Source organism: Janthinobacterium breve (genome assembly GCF_051380895.1).
Lineage (GTDB): Bacteria > Pseudomonadota > Gammaproteobacteria > Burkholderiales > Burkholderiaceae_D > Janthinobacterium.
Map to the genome: position 1 here is coordinate 234,290 of NZ_JBNYXY010000005.1, position 12,282 is coordinate 246,571.

Consider the following 12,282-nt stretch of genomic DNA (forward strand, 5'->3'; position numbering starts at 1 on the left):
GCGGCTTGCACAGCGGGCCCGCGAGGACGGCTATAATGAAAGACGCAACTGATTATTTGACCGGCATCAAGTCTGCCGCGCCAAGCAACTGTTCAGTAATCACGTAGCAGCAATCACTTAACAACATCGTCTTACCACTCTTGCCCTGGTCCGTTCCGTGAATCCACTTCTTGCTAAACTGCAACCATATCCATTCGAAAAGCTGCGCCAGCTGTTTGCCGGCGTGACGGTCAATCCCGAATATGCACCCATCAGCCTGGGCATGGGCGAACCCAAGCACCCGACGCCAGCCTTCATCGAGCAGGCATTGGTCGACAATATCCACGGCCTGGCCAGCTATCCGACCACCATCGGCTCGGAAGCCTTGCGCAGCGCCATCGCCGGCTGGCTGGAGCGCCGCTATGACATCCCCAAGCTCAATCCTGCCACGCAAATCCTGCCCGTGAACGGTTCGCGCGAAGCGCTGTTTGCGCTGGCGCAAACGGTGATCGATCCGTCGGCCGGTTCGCTCGTGATCAGCCCGAATCCGTTTTACCAAATCTACGAAGGCGCGGCCTACCTGGCCGGCGCCGAACCGTATTTCGTCAATTCCGACCCGGCGCGCAATTTCGGCTGCGACTACGACGCGGTGCCCGCGTCCGTGTGGGAAAAGGTCAAGCTGCTGTTCCTGTGTTCGCCAGGCAACCCGACGGGCGCCGTGCTCACTCTGACGGACTGGGAACACCTGTTCGCCCTGTCCGAGCGCTACGATTTCGTCATCGCCGCCGACGAGTGCTATTCCGAGATTTACCATGGCGATACGGCCCCGCTGGGTGCACTGCAGGCGGCGCACATGCTGGGCCTGTCAACCATCGAACGCCCGTATGCGCGCCTGGTGGTGTTTTCCAGCCTGTCGAAACGCTCGAACGTGCCGGGCATGCGCTCGGGCTTCGTCGCCGGCGACGCGGAAGTACTGAAAAAATTCCTGCTCTACCGAACCTACCACGGCGGCGCCATGAGCCCCGCCGTGCAGGCGGCCTCCGTCGCGGCCTGGAACGACGAAACCCATGTCGAGGAAAATCGCGCCAAGTACCGCGCCAAGTTCGACGCCATCACGCCGCTGCTGCAAGCGGTGATGGACGTGCAATTGCCGGACGCCGGCTTCTACCTGTGGGCCGACGTCAGCCGCACGGGACTGTCCGACACGCAATTCGCGCAACGCCTGTACGCCGAATATAATGTCACGGTACTGCCTGGCAGCTACCTGGCGCGCGACGCGCACGGCATCAATCCGGGTCGCAACCGCATCCGCATGGCCCTGGTGGCCGAAACGGCCGAAGGGCTGGAAGCCGCACTGCGCATAGTAAAATTCTGCCAGCAGCTTTCCGCATCCGCATCAACTCACTAATTAATAAGACATCATCATGAGCCAACAACTGCAAACCATCATCGACCAGGCCTGGGAAAACCGCGCCGAGATCAATCCGCGCAATGGCACGGCCGAACTGCGCGATGCCGTCTCCCACGTCATCAATGGCCTGGACAACGGCAGCATCCGCGTGGCGGAAAAAACCTCGGGCGACTGGGTCGTCAACCAGTGGGTCAAGAAAGCCGTGCTGCTGTCGTTCCGCCTGGAAGACAACGTCGTCCTGCCATCGGATGGCACGATGCAGTTCTACGACAAGGTGCCGACCAAGTTCGCCAACTACACCGCCGAAGACTTCGCCAAGGGCGGTTTCCGCGTGGTGCCGCCAGCCGTCGCCCGCCGCGGCAGCTTCATCGCCAAGAACGTCGTGCTGATGCCGTCCTACGTTAACATCGGCGCCTACGTCGATGAAGGCGCCATGGTCGACACCTGGGCCACCGTCGGTTCCTGCGCCCAGATCGGCAAGAACGTCCACCTGTCCGGCGGCGTCGGCATCGGCGGCGTGCTGGAACCGATGCAAGCGAACCCGACCATCATCGAAGACAACTGCTTCATCGGCGCCCGTTCGGAAATCGTCGAAGGCGTGATCGTTGAGGAAAACTCGGTCATCTCGATGGGCGTGTACATCGGCCAGTCGACCAAGATCTACGACCGTGCCACGGGCGAAGTCACCTACGGCCGCGTGCCAGCCGGCTCCGTCGTGGTCTCGGGCAACCTGCCATCGGAAGACGGCAAGTACTCGCTGTACTGCGCCGTCATCGTCAAGCGCGTGGATGCAAAAACCCGCGCAAAAACAGGCATCAACGAGCTGCTGCGGGGTATTTAATCACTGCGCCGCAAGGCGCGCGCAACACCCTGAATGTCCCGCCCCGGCGGGACATTTTCATTTCAAAATCGCAACTTCAATCGTCCCGCTGCCCTCTTCCATCCTGTCCTATACTGGATGGCATGAATACTCCTCCCGTATTGATCGTCGGCGCCGGTCCTACCGGCCTCATGCTTGCCTTGCGCCTGGCGCGCCATGGCGTCGATTGCCGCATCATCGACAAGAATAGCGGTCCGGGCCAGGCGTCGCGGGCCATGGCCGTGCATGCGCGCACGCTGGAGTTTTACCAGCAACTGGGCTTTGCCGATGAGCTGGTCGGCCTGGGCATCAAGATCAATGCCATGCACATCCACGAAGGGGGCGAGGAGCTGGTGAAACTGGCGCTGGGCGAGATCGGCGAAGGGCTGAGCCCCTACCCTTTCGTGCTGAGCCTGCCGCAGGACGAGCATGAACGCTTTCTCATCAGCAAGCTGGCGGCGGCCGGCGTGCATGTGGAATGGAATGTCACGCTGGACCTGTGGACGCAGGACGATAGCGAAGTGCAAGCCATCCTGCTCAACAATGACGAAAGGCAATATTGCACTTTTGACTATATCTGCGGCTGCGACGGCGCCCGCAGCGCCGTGCGCGAGATCGCCGGTTTCGACTTTTCCGGCGGCACCTATGACCACCTGTACTACGTGGCCGATGCGCAAGTGGCTGGCAACAATACGGATTTGCACGCCCACCTGGGCGCGAACGCGTTTGCGCTGATGTTGCCCATGCGCACCAGCGGCATGCAGCGCCTGATCGGCATCCTGCCCGACCGTCCAGACGGCGCGCCGGCGCCCGTGTTTGACGACGTGCGCGGCGACGTGGAAACCCTGCTAGGCATCCAGGTTGAACACGTGAACTGGTTTTCCACCTATAAAGTGCATCACCGGGTGGCGGGCCAGTTTCGCGAACGACGCTGTTTCATCCTCGGCGATGCGGCCCACCTGCACAGCCCCGTAGGTGGCCAGGGCATGAACACGGGCCTGGGCGACGCCGTCAACCTGGCCTGGAAACTGGCGCAAAAGCTGCACGGCCAGAGCAACGACGCCCTGCTCGACACCTATGAAAGCGAGCGCATCGTGTTTGCCCGCAAGCTCGTCGCCACCACCGACCGCGCCTTCCAGGCCATCGTCGCGCAAGGCATGGCCGGGCAATTCCTGCGGCGCTGGCTGGTGCCGCATGCGCTGCCCTTCCTCTCCGGCTTCGGGCGCGCGCGCCGTTTGCTGTTCCAGACCGTGTCGCAAATCCAGATCAGCTATGAAGACAGCGTCCTCTCTGCGGGCCACGCGGAATATTTGCGCGGCGGCGACCGCCTGCCGTGGTTCTCGGATGGCACGCAAGACAATTTCACGGCCTTGCGCAGCATGGATTGGCAATTGCACATTTATGGCGTGCCGGCGCCCGAACTGCTGGACGAGGCGCGCGTGCTGAAGCTGCCCGTGCATTGCTACACCTATAACGTGGCCGCCAAGCTGGCCGGCCTGGGCCGCGACGCGGCCTACCTTGTACGCCCCGACGGCCATATCGCGCTGGCCCTGCACCTGCAGGAAAGCGGCGGCTTACGCGCCCTGGCTCTGCGTCTGGGCCTGCATTTCGGCCCGGCAGAAATAGGCAAGGCAGCGCCACGGCCCGTGTAGAGGAAATCGCTGGGCCGTGTTGCAGCGCCGCATCGACTGCCGCATCAACTGTATAATGGCGGCTAACATCGCATTTTGCTCCGGCGCAAGCGCCGCGATCAAGCGAACCGCATTCATACCCCCTTAGCCCTACCCATGACGACCATTACACTCTACGGTATCCCCAATTGCGATACCGTCAAAAAGGCCCGCACCTGGCTGGCCGCGCAGCAACTCGACTTCACCTTCCACGACTTCAAGAAGCAGGGACTGGAACGCGCTACTGTCGAAGCGTGGCTGCAGCAATTGCCGTGGGATGTGCTGGTCAACAGGAAGGGCACGACCTGGCGCGCCCTGTCCGACGAGCGCAAGGCATCGATCACGGATGCCGCCAGCGCTGTGGAACTGATGCTGGAAAACCCCTCCATCATCAAGCGCCCCGTACTGGACAAGGATGGCAAGTTCAGCGTGGCGTTTTCGGATGCACAGTACGCAGCCATTTTCGGGCTGTAATTTTTACTTAAACAGAAGCACCCCGCTCTACACCATGACCACCTCCAAAACCCTCGCCCTGACCGAAAAACTGATCGCCCTGTCTTCGGTCACGCCCGATGACAAGGGCTGCCAGCAGCACCTGATCGACCTCCTCACGCCGCTGGGCTTTGTCTGCGAGACGATACAGTCGAACGACGTCACCAACCTGTGGGCGCGCCGAGGATTGACCTCGCCCGTGTTTGTCTTTGCCGGCCATACGGACGTGGTGCCCACCGGTCCCGTCGAGCAATGGCGTTCGCAGCCGTTCATCCCCACGCAGCGCGACGGCAAGCTGTACGGCCGAGGCGCGGCCGACATGAAGACCTCGATCGCCGCCATGGTGGTGGCCTGCGAGGAATTCATCGCCGCCACGCCCGAGCACACGGGCTCGATCGCCTTCCTGATTACCAGCGACGAGGAAGGTCCGGCCACGGACGGCACCGTCATCGTCTGCGAGCAATTGAAGGCGCGGGGCGAGCAGATCGATTATTGCCTGGTGGGCGAGCCGACGTCGAGCGCGCAACTGGGCGACATGATCAAGAATGGCCGTCGCGGTTCGCTGTCGGGCCGATTGACGATCAAGGGCGTGCAAGGCCATATCGCCTACCCGCACCTGGCAAAAAACCCCATCCACGAAGCGGCGCAGGCGCTGGCCGACCTGGTCGAGGAAAAGTGGGATGCGGGCAACGAATACTACCTGCCGACGTCGTGGCAAATGTCCAACATCAATGCGGGCACGGGCGCCAACAACGTGATTCCGGGCGACATGGTGATCGACTTCAATTTCCGCTTTTCCACGGCCAGCACGGCGGAAAGCCTGCAGGAGCGCGTGCATGCCATCCTCGACCGGCATGACTTGCAATACGATTTGCAGTGGACCCTCAGCGGCCTGCCCTTCCTCACGCCGCGCGGCACCCTGTCCGATGCGCTGTCGTCCGCGATTCACGCGGAAACGGGCATTGTGACGCAGTTGTCGACCACGGGCGGCACCTCGGATGGCCGGTTTATCGCGCAAATCTGCCCCCAAGTGATAGAATTCGGGCCGCCCAATGCAAGTATTCACAAGATCGACGAGCACATCGAACTGCGCCACATCGATCCCCTGAAGAATATTTACCGGCGCACGCTGGAGCATTTGCTGCCCGTCTGAACCAGAATACCGAGGCCCGTCACGGCGGGCCAGAACACCGTCTTTTCGAGAATGCCATGACCCCGAACCCGTTTTCCACGCCACGCGACCTGCTGCGCTACGCCGTTACCCGTTTTAATACCGCCAAGCTGTTTTTCGGCCACGGCAGCGCCGAAGCGTTCGACGAAGCGGCCTATTTGATCCTGCACACCTTGAAGTTGCCACTCGACAAGCTCGAACCGTTCCTCGACGCCAAGCTGCTGCCGTCGGAAATCGCCAGCGTGATGACGGTCATCGACCGCCGCAGCATCGACCGCGTGCCAGCGGCCTACATCACCAAGGAAGGCTGGCTGGGCACGTACAATTTTTATGTCGACGAACGCGTGATCGTGCCCCGCTCCTTCATCGCCGAGCTGATCCCTGAATACTTCTCGCCGTGGGTGGCGGAACCGGAAGCCGTGGAAAACATCCTGGAACTGTGCACCGGCTCGGGCTGCCTATCCATCATGATGGCCGACGCCTTCCCGAACGCCACAGTGGACGCGGTGGACATTTCAGCCGACGCGCTGGCCGTGGCCAAGCGCAACGTCGACACGTATAAATTGCAAGACCGCGTCAACTTGATCGAATCGGACCTGTACACCAACGTGCCGGCCAAGAAATACGACTTGATCATCAGCAACCCGCCGTACGTGAATTCCGCGTCGATGGGCGCCCTGCCCCAGGAATACCTGGCCGAACCGCAAATCGCCCTCGACGGCGGCAGCGACGGCATGGACCTGGTGCGCAAGATCATCGCCGGCGCGGCCGAACGCCTGACGGACGACGGCATCCTGATGATAGAAATCGGCAACGAACGCGCATACGCGGAAGCGGCCTTCGGCGAGCTGGGCCTGACCTGGCTGACGACGAGCGCCGGCGACGACATGGTATTCCTGCTGACGGCCGAGCAGCTCAAGCTGGCATAAGCGCTGGCGTAAGCGGCGCAGCGCCTTAATTTACAACACAAAGAAAAAAATGATACGTTTCCTACAAGTAAGCCTGATGCGCGGCATCAAACCGTTGCTCGAACAAGTCGATGTCACGCTCAACCCAGGCGACAAGATCGGCCTGATCGGCGCCAATGGCGCGGGCAAATCGAGCCTGTTCGCCATGATGCGTGGCGAACTGCACCCTGACCAGGGCGAGATCGATTTCCCGGCCAAGTGGCGCGTGGCTTACGTGGCGCAGGAAACGCCGCCGCTGGACCGTGCCGCGCTCGACTACGCCATCGACGGCGACGCCACCTTGCGCAAACTGGAAGCGGAACTGGCGCATCTCGAGTCGCAACCGGAAAGCACGGAAAACGGCATCGCCATCGGCAACATGTACAGCGCGCTGGCCGATGCCGACGCCTACACGGTGCAGTCGCGCGGCGAGCAGTTGCTGCTGGGCCTGGGCTTCACGCTGGACCAGATGCAGCAACCGGTAGCCAGCTTCTCCGGCGGCTGGCGCATGCGTTTGAACCTGGCGCAAGCGCTGATGTGCCCGTCCGACCTGCTGCTGCTCGATGAACCGACCAATCACCTGGATCTGGACGCCATCATCTGGCTGGAAGACTGGCTCAAGCGCTACGCCGGCACCTTGCTGATCATTTCGCATGACCGCGACTTCCTCGATGAAGTGGTCAACGTCGTCGTGCATATCGACGAACGCAAACTGAAACGCTACTCGGGCAACTACTCGAGCTTCGAGCGCCAACGCGCGGCGCAGATGATCCTGGCCGCCGGCGCGCTGGAAAAGCAGCAGCGCAAGCGTGCCCACCTGGAATCGTTCGTGAACCGCTTCAAGGCGCAAGCCTCGAAAGCCCGTCAGGCGCAAAGCCGCATGAAGGCGCTGGCGAAAATGGAAGAACTGGCGCCATTGCGCGCCGCCGCCGAATTCTCGTTCGAGTTCCGCGAGCCGCTGTCGGCACCGAATCCATTGATGGTGATGGAAGACGTCGATGCGGGCTACAAGATCGAGAACGAAGCGACGGGCGAGATCACGCATAAAACCATCGTCAACGGCATCAAGTTTTCGCTGCAGATCGGCCAGCGCATTGGCCTCTTGGGCCAGAACGGCGCCGGCAAATCGACCCTGATCAAGACCATCGCCGGCGAACTGATGCCGCTGACGGGCGACGCCACCATGGGCAAGGGCCTCAACATCGGCTACTTCGCCCAGCACCAGGTGGAAATGCTGCGCCATGACGAATCGCCGCTGTGGCATCTGGCCAAGATCGCCCCGACCGTGCGCGAGCAGGAACTGCGCAACTTCCTGGGCGGTTTCAACTTCCCCGGCAACATGGTCACCGCCTCGATCGCGCCGTTCTCGGGCGGCGAAAAAGCCCGTTTGGCGCTGGCCCTGATCGTCTGGCAGCGTCCGAACTTGCTGCTGCTCGATGAACCGACCAACCATTTGGATCTGGAAACGCGCGAAGCGCTGACGGAAGCGCTGGCCCAGTTCGAAGGCACCCTGGTCGTCGTATCCCATGATCGCCACTTGCTGCGCGCCACCACGGACGAATTCATCATCGTTGCCGACGGCAAGCTGCAGCCGTTCGACGGCGACCTGGACGACTACAAGGATTGGCTGTTCAAGACCAAGCTGGGCAAAGGCACGGACGTGCTGCCGGCCGCCGGCAAAGCCAACAAGACCGACTTCCCTGTGACTTCTTCCGTACCTTCGCCGGTAGCGGCCGCCCCTGCAGCGCCCGTGCGCGACAAGCGCCAGGAAGCGGAAGACCGCCAGAAGGCAGCCGCCTTGCGCAAGCCGATCGAAAACAAGATCAAGCGCCAGGAAGAGCAGATCGCCAAGCGCAACGCGCAAAAGGCGGAAACGGAAGCCAAGCTGGGTGAACCGACCATCTACGACGCGGCCAACAAGGCCAAGCTCAAGCAATTGCTGGCCGACCAGACCTTCTTCACCAAGGACCTGGCGCAGCTGGAAGCGGAATGGCTCGATTTGCAGGATCAGTTAGAGAAACTCGGCTAACGCACAACACAAAGACGACCCCAGGGTCGTCTTTTTTTCAGGCTGCCTGCATGGGGCTGGGGCTGCGAATCGCCATCAGGCGGTCGATGTCGACGAGGATCAGCCTGCGCCCGGCTACCGTGCCCAGGCCCAGCAAATAATCGGCTTCCGCCTCGCCCAGGCCGGGCACGGCGGCGATGTCGGCGGGCGCCAGGCTGACGATATCGGTGACGCCATCGACCACCATGCCCATCACGCCATTGCTCAGCTGCAAGATGATCACGTCGGTGGACGGATCGGGCACGCCCCGGGCGCTGCCGAAAGCGGCGCGCATGTCGACGATGGGGATGATCACGCCGCGCGAGACAGCCACGCTGTGCAGCACTTCCCCTTCCGAGGAAAAACGGTCGAGCTCCTTCAGCGGGCGCAATTCCCGCACGCAGCGGTAATCGAGGCCGTATTCCAGGCCGCCCAAGCGGAAGCTCAAGTACTGCGTCAGGTATTGCGCGGTGCTACGTTCCGCCGTCGCTGCGGTGCCAGGCGTCGTCGTGGGCTGCATGATGTTCCTTTCATCCGGTAAGTGCTGCCAGGATGCGCAGTGGCGCAACGTTGGCCCCATGCTAACCAGCATCGCCGCAGGCGGCGTTGAGAAACATCAACTTTCCAGGAAGACATCATCGGCCGACCGGCCCAGCCTTGCGCCGGCGCAGCCATCTTCCCTTACAATACGGGCATCGTTTCCCCACAGGCAGGCCATGCAACACCTCGTCAATCCCGCTGAAGTTGAATTCTCCGCCATCCGCGCCCAGGGCCCGGGCGGGCAGAACGTCAACAAGGTATCCAGCGCCATCCATTTGCGCTTTCCCATCGCCGCTTCGTCGCTGCCGGAAGCGTACAAGGAACGGCTGCTGGCCCTGCGCGACAGCCGCATCAGCAAGGATGGCGTGCTGGTGCTCAAGGCGCAGCAGTCGCGCAGTCAGGAACAGAACAAGGAAGAAGCCTTGCGGCGCTTGCAGGAAATCATCGACAGCGTGACCTTCCTGCCCGCCGTGCGCCGCGCCACCAAGCCCACGCGCAGCTCGCAGCGGCGCCGCCTCGACAGCAAGAGCACGCACAGCGTGCTCAAGCAATCGCGCGGCAAAGTTATGGACTGATCAGGGTGGCGGCTGGTAGATCCAGTCCAGGCTGCCACTGCTGTCCGCAAACACGGGCTGCGTGGCCGGCGTGGCGCTGCGCAACAGCGCCTTGATCTCTTTCGGCGGCCGGTCGTAGACCTTGGCCGGCCCGGGCGGCACGACCATGGCGCGCACCGCCGTTTCGCCGTCGACCAGGCCCAGGCTGCAGCGCGACTGGCCGGCCGTCGCTTGCCGCTGCTGGCGCAGTTGCTCCACCAGCGCCAGCATTTGCGCCTGCAGGATTTCCGACTGTTTCACCTCCACGCGCAGGCGCGCCACTTCCTTCAACACGGGGCCGATACGCGCGGCCAGCTTGTCGTACTGCAGTTGCTGCGCCGGCTGCAGCTGCAACTCGCCGCGCCGCAGCTGGCCCGCCAGGGCCAGGTAGTTGCGCACCTCGGGCAATTGCGCAATGGCATCAATTTCCTGCTGGCGCTTGTGCTGCGCCTGCTGGTGCTGCGCCGCCTTCTCCAGGCTTTCCGCAATTCTCTGCTCCAGCGCGCTCAAATCGGGCACCAGCGGGAACAGCAGCATCTCCACCTGCTTGCGCGGACCGGCGCTGCCGATGCGGATGGTGCGTGCCGCCACGGCGCAGCCTTCGGCCAGCTCGATGACGACCTCGTCGGCGATGATCTCGCAATTGCTGGCATGGTCGATCACCACGCGCTTGCCGGCGATGACGCAGCTTTCCGCGCGCTTCACGTGGACTTCGCCACTCAGCGCCTGCAGCACGGAACCGGAAGCGACACCCTCGACGCGCACGTCGCCATACTCATTGAAGGCCGTACCGCCCACCAGATTACGCTGCAGCCATATTAATCCGCCATGCGAGTGCAGATGGCCATACACATCGCCATGGATGGTGATGTCGCTGCCGTCGAGCTGGCGCTGCTCCTGCACTTCGCCATATTCTTCGTACGCGGCGCGCAGCTTCAAATTGCCCGTGGTGCGGCTGCTGACGCCTTCGCGGCTGACGATCTTGTTTTCGATGGAAATCTTGCCGTGTTCATCGACATTCACATAGCCATCCTGGGTGGCCACGACGTAATCGCCATCGCTGAAGCGCTCGACCACCGTGCCCGGACCTGCCACCGCCACCGGGTCCAGCTCCAGCGGCGCGGGGGGCGGCAGCAGCGTGCCGGCCAGGTCGTAGCCGGGCAAGCCGGGCGCACCGGGCAGCAGCCGCAGCAGGCGCGCGCGTTTTTTCACTTGCGGAAAACGGTTCTTGAAACTGAGCAAATCCAGGCGGCCATCGTAGCGTTCGCGCGGCGCGTCGTTGCGGTGGATGCCTTGCGACACTTCCAGCAGCTGCGCGTCGCGCCCCGGCTGCGGTGGCAGTGCGCGCGCCACCGTGATGCGCTCGGCTTTGCCGCTGCCCAGAATGGCGCGCACGGCCACGCCATCGATGCCATAGTGCACGCCCTTGCACCACAGGTCGGCCACCAGCTCGTCAAACTCGCGGCGGGCCGGCACCTGGCCATCCGCGTCAGGCGACAGCGCTTCGAAGTAAAACTCGGCGCTGTCGCCGCAGATCTTGATTTGTTTATACAGCGCGCGGCGCTGGGGCGGGAATGGCGCCACGCGGGCGGCGATGCGCAGCAAGGCGTCGCCCTTGGGCGCGGCGCGGGGCGCGGGGGTATGGAACAGGGTCAACAGGAACAAAGCGTAATCGAGACCCGCCAGCAACTGCCCCGACTGGAACAGCTGGTCGACGGCGGCACGCAACTGTGCGGGCGCCAGGGACAGGTCGAGCCACACGCCCTCGTCGCGCTGGACGAAGCCGTGCGGCAAGCTGCCCGCTTGCGCAGCATCAGGAACGGGTGTGTCGTCGTCGCTCACCACTTGCCTCCCCCAGCAACACATTCAGAGAATTGCCTCAGTGCACTGGAACAATATCACGGGGCGTGGCGGCGTGCCTGACTCGGCAAAAATGTGCTTGCCAGATGCAAACAGGGCCATGTCTTGCGAGATGGCCCTGTCGGATGGGGTGCGCGATGCCCAAGTAACTAGCGGCGCGGGGGATTCGAATAAATATCCTGGCCCACTTCGTTGATCTGGCGGCGCAGGTCGCGGCGCTCGTCGGGCGTCATGCGGCCCGTGCGGCGCGAGGCGTCGGCGCCCTCGTTGGCGCGGCGCTGCTCTTCGGCGCGCGTGTCGAAACTGCGTGCGTCACGCTGTTCGCGCAGTCGCGTATCATTGCTATTGCTGCGCTGTACCTGTTCATAGCGCTGGGCCTGCACTTGCGGCTGGTCGTCACGGCGTGGCGGCGGCTGGTTTTGTGCCAGCGCCAGGCTGGCGGCAAACACGGAGCAAACGGCAAATGCGGACAGTACAGTCGTACGTGCGGCAATAGCTGCGCTGGGAGCGGCGTGAATTTTTTTAGTAAAGATATTCATTGAGTTCCTCTTCCGCGATGCCGTATAAACTTAAAGCTGATTTCCACTGTGGCCCCAGTGTATGATGCTTTACACGGTGCAGTAAGAGTAATTGGGTAAAGTTTGTAACACTTTGTAATGGGTCGCCACAGCCCCTTGCCGACGCTGCGCGAGGCGTTACTATAGCAACTAATA

The 12,282-nt window shown here is 62.5% G+C and carries 11 protein-coding genes; 8 read left to right on the top strand and 3 right to left on the bottom strand.

Going from position 1 to position 12,282, the window contains the following annotated elements; all coding sequences use genetic code 11:
* The first annotated feature begins 157 nt into the window (after positions 1–157).
* From dapC to ACQ4W0_RS11420, 7 genes are all read left to right on the top strand, one after another.
* The gene (gene dapC, locus ACQ4W0_RS11390) at positions 158–1,387 is read left to right on the top strand and encodes a succinyldiaminopimelate transaminase (RefSeq protein WP_436576821.1); all 1,230 of its coding nucleotides are present in this window, start codon (positions 158–160) and stop codon (positions 1,385–1,387) included.
* Positions 1,388–1,403: 16 nt separating this feature from the next.
* Positions 1,404–2,231, top strand: a complete 828-nt coding sequence (gene dapD / locus ACQ4W0_RS11395) for a 2,3,4,5-tetrahydropyridine-2,6-dicarboxylate N-succinyltransferase (protein WP_070223998.1) — start codon at positions 1,404–1,406, stop codon at positions 2,229–2,231.
* Between the two features lie 122 nt (positions 2,232–2,353).
* Positions 2,354–3,901, top strand: coding sequence for an FAD-dependent oxidoreductase (locus tag ACQ4W0_RS11400; RefSeq protein ID WP_436576822.1), 1,548 nt, complete (start codon positions 2,354–2,356; stop codon positions 3,899–3,901).
* Between the two features lie 135 nt (positions 3,902–4,036).
* Positions 4,037–4,393 (top strand): ArsC family reductase, encoded by a 357-nt coding sequence (locus ACQ4W0_RS11405; protein ID WP_436507594.1) that lies wholly within the window; start codon positions 4,037–4,039, stop codon positions 4,391–4,393.
* Between the two features lie 34 nt (positions 4,394–4,427).
* A complete protein-coding gene (gene dapE / locus ACQ4W0_RS11410) occupies positions 4,428–5,564 on the top strand; it encodes a succinyl-diaminopimelate desuccinylase (RefSeq protein ID WP_436576823.1) in 1,137 nt (378 codons plus the stop codon).
* A 56-nt stretch (positions 5,565–5,620) separates the two neighbouring features.
* Complete coding sequence (gene prmB / locus ACQ4W0_RS11415) at positions 5,621–6,511, top strand: 50S ribosomal protein L3 N(5)-glutamine methyltransferase (protein WP_436576824.1); 891 nt, start codon at positions 5,621–5,623, stop codon at positions 6,509–6,511.
* Between the two features lie 49 nt (positions 6,512–6,560).
* Positions 6,561–8,558: an ATP-binding cassette domain-containing protein gene (locus ACQ4W0_RS11420; RefSeq protein ID WP_436576825.1), complete on the top strand. Its 1,998-nt coding sequence runs from the start codon at positions 6,561–6,563 to the stop codon at positions 8,556–8,558.
* A 37-nt stretch (positions 8,559–8,595) separates the two neighbouring features.
* Here the strand turns inward: ACQ4W0_RS11420 and ACQ4W0_RS11425 are convergent, their stop codons facing one another.
* Positions 8,596–9,096, bottom strand: a complete 501-nt coding sequence (locus ACQ4W0_RS11425) for a chemotaxis protein CheW (protein ID WP_436576826.1) — start codon at positions 9,094–9,096, stop codon at positions 8,596–8,598.
* Between the two features lie 196 nt (positions 9,097–9,292).
* Here ACQ4W0_RS11425 and arfB point away from each other — a divergent pair, with 196 nt between their 5' ends.
* The gene (arfB, locus tag ACQ4W0_RS11430; RefSeq protein WP_436576827.1) at positions 9,293–9,691 is read left to right on the top strand and encodes an alternative ribosome rescue aminoacyl-tRNA hydrolase ArfB; all 399 of its coding nucleotides are present in this window, start codon (positions 9,293–9,295) and stop codon (positions 9,689–9,691) included.
* Here the strand turns inward: arfB and ACQ4W0_RS11435 are convergent, their stop codons facing one another.
* Together ACQ4W0_RS11435 and ACQ4W0_RS11440 are read right to left on the bottom strand one after the other, a co-directional pair.
* On the bottom strand, positions 9,692–11,551 hold the full coding sequence (locus ACQ4W0_RS11435) for a flagellar assembly protein A (protein ID WP_436576828.1): 1,860 nt from the start codon (positions 11,549–11,551) through the stop codon (positions 9,692–9,694). It lies immediately after the preceding gene.
* A gap of 167 nt (positions 11,552–11,718) precedes the next feature.
* Positions 11,719–12,108, bottom strand: coding sequence for a hypothetical protein (locus ACQ4W0_RS11440; RefSeq protein WP_436576829.1), 390 nt, complete (start codon positions 12,106–12,108; stop codon positions 11,719–11,721).
* Positions 12,109–12,282: the final 174 nt, after the last annotated feature.